Annotated in this window: 19 protein-coding genes and 1 pseudogene; 8 read left to right on the top strand and 12 right to left on the bottom strand. The window is 69.4% G+C overall.

The genetic code is table 11. The features are described from left to right. Positions 1 to 33: 33 nt before the first annotated feature. The 3 genes from IE153_RS28225 (at position 34) to IE153_RS28215 (ending at position 2300) form a co-directional block, all read left to right on the top strand. Positions 34 to 525: a hypothetical protein gene (locus IE153_RS28225; RefSeq protein ID WP_189592615.1), complete on the top strand. Its 492-nt coding sequence runs from the start codon at positions 34 to 36 to the stop codon at positions 523 to 525. Positions 526 to 665: 140 nt separating this feature from the next. Beyond that, positions 666 to 1589, top strand: coding sequence for a DUF3626 domain-containing protein (locus IE153_RS28220; RefSeq protein ID WP_189592614.1), 924 nt, complete (start codon positions 666 to 668; stop codon positions 1587 to 1589). 165 nt (positions 1590 to 1754) lie between these two features. Then, positions 1755 to 2300, top strand: a complete 546-nt coding sequence (locus IE153_RS28215; RefSeq protein ID WP_189592613.1) for a hypothetical protein — start codon at positions 1755 to 1757, stop codon at positions 2298 to 2300. Positions 2301 to 2324: 24 nt separating this feature from the next. Here the strand turns inward: IE153_RS28215 and IE153_RS28210 are convergent, their stop codons facing one another. From IE153_RS28210 to IE153_RS28200, 3 genes and pseudogenes are all read right to left on the bottom strand, one after another. Then, a complete protein-coding gene (locus tag IE153_RS28210) occupies positions 2325 to 3044 on the bottom strand; it encodes a Type 1 glutamine amidotransferase-like domain-containing protein (RefSeq protein ID WP_189592612.1) in 720 nt (239 codons plus the stop codon). Positions 3045 to 3101: 57 nt separating this feature from the next. Continuing rightward, entirely contained in the window at positions 3102 to 3536 is a 435-nt protein-coding gene (locus tag IE153_RS28205) for a VOC family protein (RefSeq protein ID WP_189592611.1), read from the bottom strand. A 93-nt stretch (positions 3537 to 3629) separates the two neighbouring features. Continuing rightward, positions 3630 to 4712, bottom strand: a pseudogene (locus IE153_RS28200) (barstar family protein). Between the two features lie 241 nt (positions 4713 to 4953). Here IE153_RS28200 and IE153_RS28195 point away from each other — a divergent pair. Continuing rightward, the gene (locus IE153_RS28195; RefSeq protein WP_189592610.1) at positions 4954 to 5529 is read left to right on the top strand and encodes a dihydrofolate reductase family protein; all 576 of its coding nucleotides are present in this window, start codon (positions 4954 to 4956) and stop codon (positions 5527 to 5529) included. Between the two features lie 44 nt (positions 5530 to 5573). Then, positions 5574 to 5792 (top strand): hypothetical protein, encoded by a 219-nt coding sequence (locus IE153_RS28190; protein WP_189592609.1) that lies wholly within the window; start codon positions 5574 to 5576, stop codon positions 5790 to 5792. Positions 5793 to 5832: 40 nt separating this feature from the next. Here IE153_RS28190 and IE153_RS28185 read toward each other — a convergent pair whose 3' ends face one another. Together IE153_RS28185 and IE153_RS28180 are read right to left on the bottom strand one after the other, a co-directional pair. Further along, positions 5833 to 6126 carry a hypothetical protein gene (locus tag IE153_RS28185; RefSeq protein ID WP_189592608.1) on the bottom strand — a complete coding sequence of 98 codons (294 nt, stop codon included), beginning with the start codon at positions 6124 to 6126 and terminating at the stop codon, positions 5833 to 5835. Positions 6127 to 6266: 140 nt separating this feature from the next. Further along, the gene (locus IE153_RS28180; RefSeq protein ID WP_229829211.1) at positions 6267 to 6839 is read right to left on the bottom strand and encodes a 2'-5' RNA ligase family protein; all 573 of its coding nucleotides are present in this window, start codon (positions 6837 to 6839) and stop codon (positions 6267 to 6269) included. A 161-nt stretch (positions 6840 to 7000) separates the two neighbouring features. Between IE153_RS28180 and IE153_RS28175 the strand changes: the two genes are divergently transcribed. Next, the gene (locus IE153_RS28175) at positions 7001 to 7603 is read left to right on the top strand and encodes a hypothetical protein (RefSeq protein ID WP_189592606.1); all 603 of its coding nucleotides are present in this window, start codon (positions 7001 to 7003) and stop codon (positions 7601 to 7603) included. On the opposite strand, the gene IE153_RS28170 is transcribed toward IE153_RS28175, so the two are convergent. Further along, a complete protein-coding gene (locus tag IE153_RS28170) occupies positions 7536 to 8333 on the bottom strand; it encodes a class I SAM-dependent methyltransferase (protein WP_189592605.1) in 798 nt (265 codons plus the stop codon). The two genes, IE153_RS28175 and IE153_RS28170, sit on opposite strands and share 68 nt — an antisense overlap. Before the next feature lie 164 nt (positions 8334 to 8497). After that, positions 8498 to 8980, bottom strand: a complete 483-nt coding sequence (locus IE153_RS28165) for a MarR family winged helix-turn-helix transcriptional regulator (RefSeq protein ID WP_189592604.1) — start codon at positions 8978 to 8980, stop codon at positions 8498 to 8500. Between the two features lie 109 nt (positions 8981 to 9089). Here IE153_RS28165 and IE153_RS28160 point away from each other — a divergent pair, with 109 nt between their 5' ends. Continuing rightward, on the top strand, positions 9090 to 9836 hold the full coding sequence (locus IE153_RS28160; protein ID WP_189592603.1) for a dienelactone hydrolase family protein: 747 nt from the start codon (positions 9090 to 9092) through the stop codon (positions 9834 to 9836). Between the two features lie 150 nt (positions 9837 to 9986). Here the strand turns inward: IE153_RS28160 and IE153_RS28155 are convergent, their stop codons facing one another. Continuing rightward, entirely contained in the window at positions 9987 to 10283 is a 297-nt protein-coding gene (locus tag IE153_RS28155) for a hypothetical protein (protein WP_189592602.1), read from the bottom strand. A gap of 144 nt (positions 10284 to 10427) precedes the next feature. Here IE153_RS28155 and IE153_RS28150 point away from each other — a divergent pair, with 144 nt between their 5' ends. Beyond that, on the top strand, positions 10428 to 10826 hold the full coding sequence (locus IE153_RS28150) for a nuclear transport factor 2 family protein (protein WP_189592601.1): 399 nt from the start codon (positions 10428 to 10430) through the stop codon (positions 10824 to 10826). A 30-nt stretch (positions 10827 to 10856) separates the two neighbouring features. Here IE153_RS28150 and IE153_RS28145 read toward each other — a convergent pair whose 3' ends face one another. From IE153_RS28145 to IE153_RS28130, 4 genes are all read right to left on the bottom strand, one after another. Further along, the gene (locus IE153_RS28145) at positions 10857 to 11468 is read right to left on the bottom strand and encodes a TetR/AcrR family transcriptional regulator (protein WP_189592600.1); all 612 of its coding nucleotides are present in this window, start codon (positions 11466 to 11468) and stop codon (positions 10857 to 10859) included. Between the two features lie 201 nt (positions 11469 to 11669). Further along, positions 11670 to 12419, bottom strand: a complete 750-nt coding sequence (locus IE153_RS28140) for an SDR family oxidoreductase (RefSeq protein ID WP_189592599.1) — start codon at positions 12417 to 12419, stop codon at positions 11670 to 11672. 153 nt (positions 12420 to 12572) lie between these two features. Further along, positions 12573 to 13058, bottom strand: a complete 486-nt coding sequence (locus IE153_RS28135) for a DUF488 domain-containing protein (RefSeq protein ID WP_189592598.1) — start codon at positions 13056 to 13058, stop codon at positions 12573 to 12575. Between the two features lie 70 nt (positions 13059 to 13128). Continuing rightward, positions 13129 to 13524, bottom strand: coding sequence for a RidA family protein (locus IE153_RS28130; RefSeq protein ID WP_189592757.1), 396 nt, complete (start codon positions 13522 to 13524; stop codon positions 13129 to 13131). Positions 13525 to 13596: the final 72 nt, after the last annotated feature.

Below are 13596 nucleotides of genomic sequence, written 5' to 3'. Positions count from 1 at the left end.
CCGCGGAACACTCGAGACACAGGAGAGTCATCCATGCGCAAGTCACGACACCTTCTGGCGACACTGGTCACCACCGCGGCGCTCGGACTCGCCCTCCCGCTGCCTTCGGCCCAGGCGGCCGGCAGCACCACGGCGGGGGCCGGCTGTGACGCCGAGTACTTCAAGTACAAGGGCGACGGCAAGGTCCGCGCGTACCACGAGACCGACTGCCGCATCCTGCTCGGCGCCGACGCGGGTGACGACCCCAACTGGGGTGACGGTTCGGGCATGTTCCAGGGAGGCGACAACGACAGCGCCTTCTCGGTCCTCAACACCGGCACGTACTCCGGCGGCTACGACGTGGTCGCCTTCTACGTCAGCCCCGACTACGAGTGGCAGCGCGGTGGTTACAGCTGCCTCAAGCGCAGTGAGATCTACGTCGACGATCTCGCGCGCAACGACAGCACCGGGGGCTACCCCATGTGGTACAACATCAGCTCGCACAGGTGGGTCACCGCGAGTGCCTGCGCCAAGTTCATGAGCTGATCTGCGAGAACGCGCTGCGGTCAGGGGCTCCGCCGGGCCGAGGCATCGGCTTCGGCGGCGCCCGGGTCGTCCGGGCACGGGCCGCTTGTCGGCTGGGAATCCGGCTGCGGCGGTTGACCGGCTTGAGCAACACTGGGCGGATGAGCTTCACAGCCGCCCGGTCATCACAGGACCGGGCCCTTGGTCATGTGGCGGAACTGGCGTCGGGCCCTCCGTTGGATCCGACGCTGCGGGTGACGCTCAACTTCCACCCGGACCGGCTGCTGCACGCCAAGCCGATCCTTGAGGCCATGGCCGAGGACGGGGTGTACCGCTCGCAGTTCGTCACGGGGACCAGCAACGGTGGACTGACCGCTTATCGCGGCGGCGACCGGTGGCGCTGGGAAAGCCGCATCTTCAACGGGGCGTACGACGAAGCACCCGCCCATGAGCGGCCCGTCTATGGGGCGTTGAACTTCCGTCGCAAGCACGTCGGTGGTGCGCCGCGCTTCGGCTCCGCCCACTTCCGGCTGACAGCCGGGACGCTGACGCGGACGACGTTCTGCTACCCGGACAGTTGCCTCGAACCCTCGGATTTCGGTGTCGCGGCCCGCATGGGACTCATCGAGCTTGCCCTCGCCGATCGTCAGGACGCTCTCGACGACTGCATCGAGGCGCAGGTCCACGGGCCTGTGCGACCGGACCGCGACGCCGAGGCGCTGGTCCTGGACCCCTGCTATCGAGGTACTGCTGTCGAGGCCGCGGCCCTGACTCTGGGCTGCCCCGTGGAGTGGCACCCCGGCTTCCGGCTCGAGGTCGGGGAACTCCTCCGTCATCCCGGCTACCGCGGTCGGGAGTACGTCGACCTGGGCGCGCGGATAGCCGTCAACGGCGTACTCACTCCGCGGATCGTCGGGGATGCGGCGCGCACCGGCCACCACGACCTCCAGGCGATCAAGAAGGTGTGGCACTGTCTCGCCCGCTTCGGGGCGCCCGGAAAGGTTGCTGATGATCCGGCGGCTCCGGCACCGACCGAGGTGGCTGTCCTTGCTCCGGCCACCGCCGCCTGCACCACCGATCGCTGACCGACGGGAGAACGAATGCCGGGCGACGATCGCCGAAGACGCGTACGCCTGCGGCCCCCGCGGCGGCGGATGACGTCGGGCCGGGCCCGCCCGGTGCGAGGCGGGGAGACATCCGGGCCGGAGGGAGGAAGCAGGACGCTCCGCGTCGTCACGGTGATCGCCACCGTGGCAGCCGCTCTCGCGGCCATCGGTGGCCTGTGGGCTCAGGCAGTCACGACCTACTGGAGCCAGCAGACGGCCAAGGACCAGCTGGAGCAGTCCCGCGAGGACAGCGACCGGGACGAACGCGCCCAGGCCGGCCGCGTCACCCTCTGGATCGCGAAGACGAAGAACGGCCCGCGCCCGCACATCGCGAACAGGTCACCGGACGCCGTCACGAACGTCGTCCTCGAGCACCCCAGCGGAGTGGGTCTGATCCTGCCGGACCTACCGCCCTGCACGCAGGTCGTCTACACGCCCGAGCCCTACCGTGGCTCGGACGGCGAAATGCACGCCCCGCCGGCCGTCCTGACGCAATGGTCGCTCTTCAACAGCCGAGCGGGAACGCCCTCACCCGCACTCTTCTTCACAGACAGTCGCGGTGTCAGCTGGGAGAGGCGGGTGGCAGCGCTGAAGCGAAGACCGTCCGGCAACCACGGAGTGGTCGAGCGGCTTCCCGTCCTGCCTGACGAACTGCCGGCGAAGGCCGCCAAGATGTGCGACACGAAGTGAGGAGGAGATGACGAGGGCCGTGCGTCAGGCGGTTCCGGCGAGCACCCGGCACGGCAATGCCCGCTCCAGCGTTGCGTGATCTTCATCAGCCTGCACCCAGTACAGTCGCGCTCCCGGCCGCCGGCTGACTGCTTCCTGGAGGCATCCGTCCACGAAGAGAGCCCCCACACCGTCCTCGACCGCCCACCCGGGGGGCAACATGCCCCTCGCCACCGATTCTCGGTAGGAGGTGCGGCGCCCCGGTTCGCTGTCGTAGTGCGGGCACACCGAACCCGGCAGCAGGCCGAGTCCGTCCTGGAGGAACGTCAGCGGGCCGAAAGAGTCCGTATGCGAGCCCTGGGCCCAGCAGTTGGCGCCGGCGCTGATTCCGCACAGCAGCGTTCCGCGGTCGTAGGCGTCACGCACCACATGGTCGACGCCGTGCGCGCGCCAGACCGCCAAGAGGTTCGCGGTGTTGCCGCCGCCGACGTAGACGACGTCCTGGCTCAGCAGAAACGTCCGCAGAGCTGCGTCGTCCAGCTGTCGCCGGAAGAGCGGCAGCACGGAAGGCTCGCAGTCGCGCGGCTTGAACGCGCTCAGGAACTGATCGACGTAGGCAGGTGCGTCGCCACTGGCTGTGGGGACGAAGCACACCTTGGGACGACTACTCCTCGCGTGGCTGAGCAGCCAGTCGTCCAGCAGTCCGTCCTCATCCGTTGAGAAGCCTCCGCCGAGGAGAGCCACGCCACGAGCCGGACCGCCCATCACCCATGCCTTCCCACCGACCGCCGACCACTCGGGGTTCGATGCGGTCGCGCATCCTCAGTCGAGACAGAACTCGTTGCCCTCGATGTCCTGCATCACGATGCACGACTCGTTGTCCTCATCGGCCTGCAGCAGTCGCTCTCGGACCGCACCGAGGGCGACCAGCCGTGCGCATTCGGCCTCGAGCGTGGCCAGGCGCTCTTCGCCCACGAGTCCGGTGCCGACCCGTACATCGAGGTGCACCCGGTTCTTGGCGACCTTGCCTTCCGGGACGCGCTGGAAATACAAGCGCGGGCCCACACCCGTGGGATCAAGGGCTACGAACCATGCCCCCCGCTCCTCGGGCGGCAGCGAGCGATGGAAGTCGTCCCAAGTGGTGAAACCCTCCGGTGGCGGCGGAACGACGTACCCCAGCACCTCGCACCAGAAGCGAGCGACTCGCTCGGGTTCCGCGCAGTCGAAGGTGACTTGGATCTGCTTGACCGATGGCATCGCGCCACCATAGCAAGCAGCTGTTGCTCTCAACTCGGGTTTTTGATCGGCGTGTTGATGCTGAGACGGCCCGTACTTCGCCCGGAGCGACTGTCAGGTGAAGGTGACCCGCATATGGCCCTCGGCCAGGACTTCAAGCACGAGGGCGACCAGGTCGTACGGGTCGCCCCCGGGTGTCAGGACGTGGGACAGGTGCGCGCGCGGGCGCGATGTCGCGCCAGAGCAGGGTCGCGGGGGCGGTGTACCCGAACGTGCCGCGCAGACAGTCCGCGAGGGCGTCCACGCAGCCGCCGAAGTAGCCACCCGGCCCGTTGACGGCCTCGCCGAGAGCCAGGAAGAGGCTCGGCTCGTCGGTGATGTGCCGGCCATCCAGCTCGTAGACGCGTCCGGCCGGTCGAGCCTCATGCTGCAACCGGCAGCCCCGCTCGCGGACGAGATCGAGCCACGCCTCGCGCTGCCGGGTGTCCAGGCCGGCCCAGAGACCAGGGGTCTGCGGCGGCCCGGCGAGCCAGCGGTCCCAGACGGGACGGGCATGTCCCGGGACGGGCGCGTCCAGCTCTTCGTCGAGTTCCAGGTCGATCAGGTCCGGCCCATGCGCGGACGGGCGCCACGCCCTGATCGTCGGACGCAGCAGCCGGTCGGTGAGCGGCGCGCCGCTGTCGTCGCGTATCTGCAGCCAGGCCTCGTCCAGGTCCAGCGCGCGCCGGGTGCCCGTGGCCAGGGCCCGCCGTAGCCGGCCGCTCGGCGAGAGGCCCCTCAGGACGAGAGAGGGGCAGCCTGCTCGTCGGGCAGGATGCGCGTGAACTCCCGGGACGAGCCGAGCCACCGGTACCGGTCATGCACACGGATCGGAGCCCCGTGTCCCTCCGGCGGACCCATGTAGTCGTCCATTCCTGTGAGGACGAGAGCATCCGCCGGCCGCCGCCCCGGGAGGCTCTCCGCGTCCTCCAGCAGCCAGGGGTCCAGCGTCTCGTCGTCCGGCACCAGCCACACCCGCTGTCCGACCCAGCCGCGCACCTCGGCGCCGTCCGGCACCCAGCCGAGGAGTTCGTAGGTCGCCCGCTCGGGCTCCCTGAAGAGTCCCTCCACCTCGGCACAGACGCCCCAGACGTGGCCGTTCTCCGACTCCGTCAGGGCGTATCGTCCCGGCTCGCGCTGCCCCCTGCCTCCACGCACGGGGGAATCATGCCCGGATGAGGAGGACACCGCGAAGCATTTCGCGCGAGGGCTGGATGCGCAGGTGCACCGTCTGCCCTCCGCCGTTCGAGCGATCGGGTGCGACGTGTGGTGGGCACAGCGATGATTTTCACAAGCGTGCCGGGTCTATTGGTACGAGGGTCACCGCAGGCCGCCGGAGGAGATCGCCGGTCTCGCCACTGCCCACTCACACCGATCGACCTCACGTGAGGAGCACGACATGACCGCCACCTACACCTTCGACGTCTTCTCCAGCCTCGACGGCTACGGTGCCGCCGGCGGCGACTGGACCGGCTACTGGGGCAAGCAGGGGCCCGAGTTGCTCGATCGCCGCCTCACCCTCTACGGCGGGGAGCAGCGGATGGTCTACGGAGCCAACACGTTTCGCGCTTTCGTGGAGATGCTGGCCTCGAGCACCGAGGAATCCGACGTGCGGGACCCCTGGGTGACGCGGATGAGGAACCTGCCCACGACGGTGGTGTCGACGACGCTGGAAGGCCCCCTCGACTGGCCGGACGCGACCGTGGCCAGCGGTGACGCCGTCGACGTCGTCGCACGGCTCAAGGCGGAGTCGGACGTGCCGTTGCGCTCGCACGGCAGTCTGTCGTTGAACCGGGCGCTGATGGCCGCCGGCCTGGTCGACCGGCTGCAGGTGACACTCTTCCCCGTCATCACCGGCCGGACGGGGTTGGACCCGGTCTTCCGGGATGCGGCCGACTTCGATCTGGAGCTGGTCGAGCATCGCACGCTCGACGGTCACATCCAGGAACTCGTCTACCGGCCGACCCTCCATTGACCACTCGGCTGAATCCAATCGGGTCCGCCCGGTAGCCTCACGTCATGGACGGACTGCCCGCGAGTGTGGACCACGACATCCTGGCGCACCGGAGCATCGCCGCGATCGCGACGATCCGCGAGACCTTGGGCTGCACGGTTCACCAGGCTGTCGATGCCTACGCGCGGCGGTACGAGGACCTGCGCCGCGATCGGCCGGACGACTTCCGGCAGGAACTCCGCGGCGATCGGCCGGACGACTTCCGGCCGAGCCCGGACGAGTAGGGCCGACGACGGCCCGGGGTCCGGGCTCCAACCGTCACCATCAGGCGTTGGCGTGCCGGCGCCAGGCCGTCCTCCGGGGAGCGGCATGGTGCACGGGCTCCTCCGCACGGTCGGCCTGCCGACGCTTCAGCCACAGGGCCGTCATGCCCAGGAGAGCGGCGAAGACCATCAGGAACGCCACCGACACCCACATCGGCCGGCCCCCGGGGTCGTCCCATCCCGCCGATGCGGCCGAAGTCGCCCACAGGACTGCGCCCCCGGCGTAGAAGGTGCGCATCCGGCGCAGCTGCCGCAGGGCTCGTACGGATTCAACGTGATCGGTTTCCGAAGCCATGCCGACGCAGGTACCCCGGAACGCGCTCCCTATCAGCCTCGGATGTGGGCTCTTGTCGTCGGGGCCGGACGCCCGGGTGCCGACCATCGGCGGCACGCCACGATCATGTCCCTTCCCGAAGCCCCGCAGCACGGGTCGAGTCAGGCACACTGTCGGCCGACGGATTGCCCGAGCGGGTACTTGGCCTGGCTCTGCCAGCGTTCCCCGTCCCAGACGATGAGTGCGACCGCGTCGACGTGGCACCGCAGGGGCAGCAGGGGCGCGAGTTCTGCCTGCAACGCGTCGTAGGCCGCGTCCTGGGTCGCGGGGCCCTCGTGATTCGCGAGCGTCAGGTGCGGGTCGAGTCCAGTGCCGAAGATCCCTCGATACGGCACGAGCTCCGGCCAGCGCCGAGTGAGGTCCGCGGTGAGCGCCTTGACAGGGTCGTGTGGCTGAGGGTCGAGGTACAGCACACCGGGGTATCGGCCGAAGTCGGCGAAGGTCAAGGCGAAGGCGGGGTGCCGGGCGAAGAGGCGGGACAGTTCACTGTGGACGAGGTCGTTCAGGCGGTTCTGGTGCATGAAGGGGTAAAGGACCGTCACATGGGCGGGAAATCCGGCGCGGACCAGCGGATCGGCCTCACGGATCTTGATGGTGAACGCGGTGTCGCCCGGTAGGTCCGGCCACCCGTCCGACTCCTGCTCGCTGTCTGCCCGGCCTTCGTCTGCGATCAACACGCTCCATGATCACAGTCGGGGGCTCCGTGATCAAGGTGGTGGTCCCTGGGGGGCACCGGCTTCCGACCGTGGCGCTTTTGCGGGTGGGCGCCAGTCACGCCTGCGTTGTCAGCGGCAGCCCATATGGTGCGGCCAACACGTTGAACGGAGGAGCCGCCGTGGGATTCTCGGGTCATCTTGTCTTTGCTCGCAGCGACCGCCCTCTGCTGGAGGCACCCCTGTTCGGCAGCTTGGGCGAAGAGCTCAAGGCCACTGTGCACACAGGGGAGTCGAGGCCAGGCGGCTGGCAGATGCTCCAGTTCGACGCCGGGACATGGGACGACTCGGACCTGCCCTCTCTGGTCGAGTGGAGCGGGGCACCGGCCTGTGTCGCCGAGGTCACCGACAGTGACCTCGCTCTCGTGACCGGGCTGGACGCCCCCGGCCGGCGTTGGCAGGCATGGCTCAACCTGGACATCGCCGCCAGGCTTCTGGCCGAGGAGCCCGAAGATCTCGAAGATCAGCTCCTCTGGCTGGACACACCGGAGTTCCATGATGCAGTCAGACATAAGCGCGCGGAGCTCGACGCGGAGATTCCCACCGCCGCCGAGAGCGCAGTGGTATGGGCCGCGGCCGCCGGCACATCGGTCACGCCACAGCCGGCCCAGATCGAAGAACTGCTCCGCTCACACGAGACGTTCGCCGAGGGCCTCTTCAGCAGACTGCTCGACGAACTGGGCTTCCCCCGTCCCAGGAGCGCCGACGCGCGAGATGGAGGGTGATGTCGGCGGTCATCTCGACGCTGTCCGGGAGGACACGCATGATCCGGCTGAAGACCTGCTGCCGATCCGGGAGCGGCAGGACGAGGTAGGCCGAGACGGTGGAGAGGTACCCGATGTAGTCGTGGGCGCTCATCATCACGTGCCGTTCGATCAGGGCCTGTTGGACGTCGGTGAACCACTCGGAACGTTGCAGCTCGGTACCCGGCCACTGCATCTCTTGTTCCGGAGGGGTCCCGTCGGGGGACGGGATCTCGTCGCTCTCCAAGAACGCCGCTCTCGCCGCGCGAACGGCCTCCTCCACGGCCGGGTCGGCCAACCGGAACGGCCCGCCGAACGAAGCGAACACGCCACCCGGCTCCAGCAGTGCGGCCATACGCGACCATCGGTTCTCCGGGTTCGTCCAGTGCAACGCCGCGGCCGCGTAGACCAGCCCGTACCGCTCCCCCGGTCGCACGTCCTCGAACGCGGCTTGCACAGCGCTGACGTTCGCCGGCACGTGTTTGCGCAGCTCGGCGAGCATGGACCCGTCGGGTTCGGTCGCGGTGACCGTGATCCCTCGCTGAGCGAACAGCCGGGTGGCTTTGCCCGTACCGGCCCCGATTTCCAGGGCAGTCCGGACCGGATGGCCCGCGTACGCCATCACCAGGTCGAGCAGTTCCACGGGATACCCGGGCCGGAACCGCTCGTACGCTTCCGCCACTACTCCGAAACTCAGCGCGCGACCAGCCATGCCAGGCATCGTGACACGGGCTGCGCCGTCGGTGCTTGTTCCTTTGCGCCGCCCATACTCGACCGGACGTCGTCGAAACGAAGTCGACGGAGGTCAGGGGCAGGGTGCCTGCCCTCGTGGACTGATGTCTCCGTCGAGCACGTCCGGTGCCCCCGCCCCGCCGCTCACGACGCTCCGGCGTGGTGGTCCAGCAAGCGCGTGAGCAACTGGACGAACTGGTCGCGTTCGGCCGGGTCGAGAGGTGCGAGGAGTGTGTCGTGGAGGTCGTCCAGGAGCACGTCCAGGCGGTCCAGGTGGCGGTGGCCTCGGGGGGAGATCGTGATGACGTTGCGGCGCCGGTCGGCGGGGTCCGGCGTCCGTTCGACCAGGTCGCGCTCGGCCAGTTCGTTGAGGACACCGACCATGTCGCTGCGGTAGATACCGGAGCGCCTGCTCAGCTCCGCCTGGCTGGCCGGGCTGAACTCCTGCAGTGAGGCGAGCACGGCGTAGTGCCACTTGCGGGCGTCGGCCCGGGCCAGCCCTTCGGTGATCAGCCGGTCCGATCGCACGGTCAGTTGGGACAACAGCCGGCTCGCCCGTCGCCGCAGCCTGTCGGGCGTCCTGAGCGCGTCCGCGTCGGGCAGGTCGGCTGCCTCGGCTCTGGTCATGGCATCAAATCTACCGTTGTGTTAGTGGGACTAACGATGTACGTTCGCTCAGACCTCTGAATCGTTAGTGCGACTAACGCTGATCGTGTGGCCGACAGAGAGGCAGAACTTGCCCATCAAGACACTGCGGATCCCCACCACGGACGGCCGGGCCGACGCCTTCGCCGCCTTCCCCGACCAGGGCGAGCGGCACCCCGGGGTGCTGATGTACGCGGACGGCTTCGGCATCCGGCCCGTGCTGCGGGAGATGGCCCGCGAACTCGCTGGACACGGGTACTACGTGCTCGTCCCGAACGTCTTCTACCGGCACGGCCCGGCACCGGTGATCGAGCTTCCGGAGCACATCGGAGAAGAGGTCCGGCCCGCCCTCTTCGCCCGGCTGATGCCCTTGATCGAGGCGCACACCACCGAACGCGTCCTGAGCGACGCCGACGCCTACCTCGGGTTCCTCACCGCCCAGCCCGAGGTCGACGCCGGACCGGTCGCGGTGACCGGCTACTGCATCGGCGGCCTTCTGGCGATGACCACCGCCGCGGCCCACCCCGGCGAGGTCGCCGCCGTCGCCGGATTCCACGGCCCCGTGGGCGCCGACGGGCCCGAGAGTCTGCGCCTCCTGCTGTCCAAGCTCACCGCCGAGGTCCACCTCGGCCACGCCGAGTCCGACCTGACGCCCGAGGCCCTCGCCGAGCTCAACCGGGCACTGGACGCCGCGGGTGTCGACCACACCTCAGAGATCTACCCCGGCACCGTCCACGGCTTCACCATGTCCGACACCGATGCCTTCGACCCCTCTGCGCTGCGGCGCCACTGGGACCGTCTGCTGCCTCTCCTGGAACGCACGCTGGCCAAGAGCTGACAGCCGGGCCGGGCACGACCGACCAGGCGGCGCTCACGGTCCACTCGTCGTACGGCCCGAGCGTGGCGTGCGTCGAGAGTGGCTACCGGGCCCCGCCCGAATCGAGTGACCGACGTGACGGGCGTCCGGACGGTCCCGCATCGTCACCCCTCAGGGACTGTCCCCGCGGTAGTGGAAGCGGCACGCCACTCCGGGGCCGAGGGCACGCGGCTCGCCGGGGCCGGGATCGTACAGTGCGCGGCCGCCGGGGAACTGCCCGAGTTCAGTGGGCAGTGCTGCACCCGTGCCGATCTCGTCCGGCGTCCAGCCCGTGACATCCAGCAGCAACCCGTCCAGCGGCCCTCCGACGAGGTGGGCGTAGGTCTTCCCGGAGCGGGGTCCCGGGTCGGGGTCGTCGTGGTCGTGGCCGTAGACCCGGCCGCGCAGCAGTTGCTCGTCGCCGTTCATCCGTCCAGCGTTGCAGCCACCACTGACAACGCGGGCCGGTCGAGAGCCGGGACGTCGGTCCGCGGGCCCGGGGAACCTGGTGCCACGCGCGCGCCGTCGACCGAGATCGTGGGCATCGCGTGCACCTGGGCCCATGATGAAGACATGACCGACCGTGACGATTTCCTGGAGTGGGTCACGACCGCCCTGTACGAGGCGGAGCTTGCGCTGCACAACGGCGATGCGGCTCCCCGCCGGGCGCTCTGGTCACGCAACGAACCGGTGAGTGTTCTGGGGGCATGGCGGAACGCCTACGGGCAGCAGGAGCTGGACGAGCTCTTCACCACCCTCGGCAGGAGCTTCTCCGACTGCACGTCGTACGTCTTCGAACTCCAGGCGTACGACGTTGCGGGAGACATGGCCTACACGGCCGGTCTCGAGCACACCTCCGCCTCCGTCGACGGAGTGCCGCGCACCTACACGCTGCGGGCCACCCAGGTCTACCGCCGCGAGGAGGGCCGGTGGAGGGTGGCCCACCGTCATGGCGACTCGGTGACCGAGTGAGCGTGCCGGCGGGTTGTCCGCTGCCACCGTCTACGGAGTGATGCCGTCGATCAGGTTGGAGACCAGGGCGACGACGAAGTCGTCGGTCACCGGCTCGTCCGGGACGAGCATCCGGTGGTAGACGGCGCCCCACAGCTGGTCGACGAGGATCTGGACGTCGACGTCGTCGCGGATCTGTCCCTGCCGCTTGGCGCGCAGCAGCCGCTCCCCCGCCAGTCGCCGGCGTTCGGAGGAGTACAGGGAGCGGAAGGCGGTGGCCAGGTCTTCGTCGGTCTGGGACTGCCCGATCAGCTCGGTCACCACCCGCCCGGCCGGCGTACCGGTCATGATGTGCGCGAACGCACGCAACTGGCGGGTGAGGTCGGCGCGGATGTCGCCGGTGTCCTCGAAGGCGAGCGTCTCCTCGACGGCGTGGAAGTAGCCGTCGAGGGCGAGGGCGCCCTTGGAGGGCCACCACTTGTACAGCGTCGTCTTGCTGACACCGGACAGGCGGGCAACCCGTTCGAAGGTCAGGTCGGCGATCCCTTCCTCCAGGAGCACCTCTCCGACCACGCGGAAGACGTCCGCGCGGACCTCGTCGGCCGGGCGGCGCCCACGACCGCGGGCCGGGCGCTCGGCGGCGCCCTCGGCCTGCTTCGTCACGATGTCTCTCCCTCGCGTGTTCCAGGTCGGATCAGTCTAGGAAGCCGTACGGTCGGACGCCCCGGCCGGGCTGGTCCTCACGGCTCCCCTGACGTGCAGGAGTTGTGCCGGTGGCGGCACCGGTGATGACGACGACGGACGACAGGGGCTTCTCCTTCGGGAGTGCCGCGCGGGCGGGTGCCCGAGTGGGGTGTCTCGAGGTCAGGCCAGGCCGCCGTTGGTGTAGAGGACCTGCCCGTTGACCCAGCGGGCCGGGCCGGCGAGGAAGGCGACCGACTCGGCGACGTCGCGCGGCTCGCCCAGCCGCTCCAGCGGGGTGGCCTTGGCGAAGTGGGCGACGGTCGCCTCGTCCTTGCCCTCGAGGAACAGCGGGGTGGCGACCGGGCCGGGTGCGACGGTGTTGACGGTGATGTCCTTGCCGCGCAGTTCGCGGGCGAGGATCAGCGCGATGCTCTGCACGGCGGCCTTGCTGGCGACGTACGCCGCGTAGGTGGGCAGCTGGGTGCGGGTGACCGACGTGGACACGTTGATGATCGCGCCACCGCCGCGCACCCGGCGGGCGGCCTGCTGGGCGACGACGAAGGTGCCGCGGATGTTCGTGCGGTGCATCCGGTCCAGGTCGTCGAGGTTCATGTCGGCGATCGGCGCGAGCACCATGATGCCGGCGGTGTTGATCACGACGTCGATCCCGCCGAACGCCGTCTCGACGGCCTCGAAGGCGGCTTCCATCTCCTGCTCGTCGGCGACGTCACCGCTGACCGCGATGGCCTGGCCGCCGGACGCGGTGATCTCCTCGACGAGCGCTTCGGCCTTGGCCTTGTTGCCCGCGTAGTGCACGGCGAGGGCGAAGCCGTCGGCGGCGAGCCGCTCCACGACGGCCTTGCCGATGCCGCCGGAACCGCCGGTGACGAGCGCGACGCGACGGGTGGTGGTGCGAGGTGTGCTGGTCATGGGTCTCTCCCTTGGGCGACATGTGGACGATGAGTCCATATAAGCAGGATATGAACTACCTGTCCACATCATCGCCATGATCCTTTGCCGCGCCGGACACCCGCCCGGGAGCCCTACTCGCGTCAGAAGGTTTCGCGGCATCCGGCTCGTCCCTCACCTCGGGCGCAGGTGCTCGATCGTGACGCGGTGCCGTTCGGCCAGGCGCCGGGCGATCAGCGAGCGATGGCAGGCCTCCGGGTCGCCCTCGACGCAGAACAGCGCCGCGGTCCCCCTGCTCGGCAGCGCCGACACGATCGGTGCGAGGTCGGCGCGGTCGAGGATCTCGGTGGTGTAGCGACGGATGTACTCGGCGGCGAGTTCGCGGCGCGAGCGCTTGCCGACCCCTCGACGGTCGTCCTCGGCGTACTGGAGCATGCGCAGTTCGGTGGTCGGGGCGAGTTCGGGATGGTGCTCATAGGCGATCCCGGCCTCGGCGAGGGCCGCCTGCAGCCGGTGCGAATTCGCCCAGGCGTACTCGGGTCCACGGACGCCTCGGCGCTGACGTACGTCGAGCAGAAGGCGGACGTCCGCCTGCCGCAGGCGTTGCAGAAAGGACTCGCCGTCGAACCCGTAGACGCCGATCGTCGTCATCCTGCGCATCGCCAGTCACCCATCTGCCCGCTGTTCGTGCCGGCGGACCGGCACGAACAGGAGAGGCGGCGAGGTCGCGTCACGCGACGGCGGTCCCTTCGAGTTCGACCAGTTGGCCGGGGACGGCCAACCGTGTCACCCCGAGCATCGTGGTGGTCGGTGCCACTCCGGCGGCGCCCAGACGCGACGCCAGCACGCCGTAGTGGGGGAACAGCAGATCCACGTCGGTGGTGTAGACGTTGAGCCGGATCAGGTTCGCGAGGGACATGCCCGCCTCGGCGAGCACGGCCTCCAGGTTGTCGAGGCTGAGTGCCAGCTGCGCCGCCATGTCCCCCTCGTGCCGGGGCTTGCCGTCACCGCTCATCGCGGTCTGTCCGGAGCAGTACAGGGTCCGGGTGTGCCCGGTGACCGTCTCCCCCTGGTTGAAGCCCATCTCCAGCGACCACGTCACCGGGTTGATCGCCGTGCGTTCCACTGCCACAGCAGCTCCATTCGTCTCATGGGAGTCCGACGTCCATCGGCGCGCCAGGCGCCTTCGTCGACGTCC

It is taken from the genome of Streptomyces massasporeus, assembly GCF_014648995.1.
Classification (GTDB): Bacteria; Actinomycetota; Actinomycetes; order Streptomycetales; family Streptomycetaceae; genus Streptomyces; species Streptomyces massasporeus.
Note: the sequence above shows the minus strand (reverse complement) of the source record. Positions and strands in the feature narration are given on the sequence as shown.

Excerpts from the sequence above, each read along its gene's own strand:
- IE153_RS28140 (WP_189592599.1), bottom strand. The coding sequence starts at position 12,419 with ATGACCAGCACACCTCGCACCACCACCCGTCGCGTCGCGCTCGTCACC.
- IE153_RS28210 (WP_189592612.1), bottom strand. The coding sequence starts at position 3,044 with ATGGGCGGTCCGGCTCGTGGCGTGGCTCTCCTCGGCGGAGGCTTCTCA.
- IE153_RS28165 (WP_189592604.1), bottom strand. The coding sequence starts at position 8,980 with ATGACCAGAGCCGAGGCAGCCGACCTGCCCGACGCGGACGCGCTCAGG.
- IE153_RS28150 (WP_189592601.1), top strand. The coding sequence starts at position 10,428 with ATGACCGACCGTGACGATTTCCTGGAGTGGGTCACGACCGCCCTGTAC.
- IE153_RS28190 (WP_189592609.1), top strand. The coding sequence starts at position 5,574 with ATGGACGGACTGCCCGCGAGTGTGGACCACGACATCCTGGCGCACCGG.
- IE153_RS28205 (WP_189592611.1), bottom strand. The coding sequence starts at position 3,536 with ATGCCATCGGTCAAGCAGATCCAAGTCACCTTCGACTGCGCGGAACCC.
- IE153_RS28155 (WP_189592602.1), bottom strand. The coding sequence starts at position 10,283 with ATGAACGGCGACGAGCAACTGCTGCGCGGCCGGGTCTACGGCCACGAC.
- IE153_RS28170 (WP_189592605.1), bottom strand. The coding sequence starts at position 8,333 with ATGGCTGGTCGCGCGCTGAGTTTCGGAGTAGTGGCGGAAGCGTACGAG.
- IE153_RS28135 (WP_189592598.1), bottom strand. The coding sequence starts at position 13,058 with ATGCGCAGGATGACGACGATCGGCGTCTACGGGTTCGACGGCGAGTCC.
- IE153_RS28220 (WP_189592614.1), top strand. The coding sequence starts at position 666 with ATGAGCTTCACAGCCGCCCGGTCATCACAGGACCGGGCCCTTGGTCAT.
- IE153_RS28195 (WP_189592610.1), top strand. The coding sequence starts at position 4,954 with ATGACCGCCACCTACACCTTCGACGTCTTCTCCAGCCTCGACGGCTAC.
- IE153_RS28225 (WP_189592615.1), top strand. The coding sequence starts at position 34 with ATGCGCAAGTCACGACACCTTCTGGCGACACTGGTCACCACCGCGGCG.
- IE153_RS28185 (WP_189592608.1), bottom strand. The coding sequence starts at position 6,126 with ATGGCTTCGGAAACCGATCACGTTGAATCCGTACGAGCCCTGCGGCAG.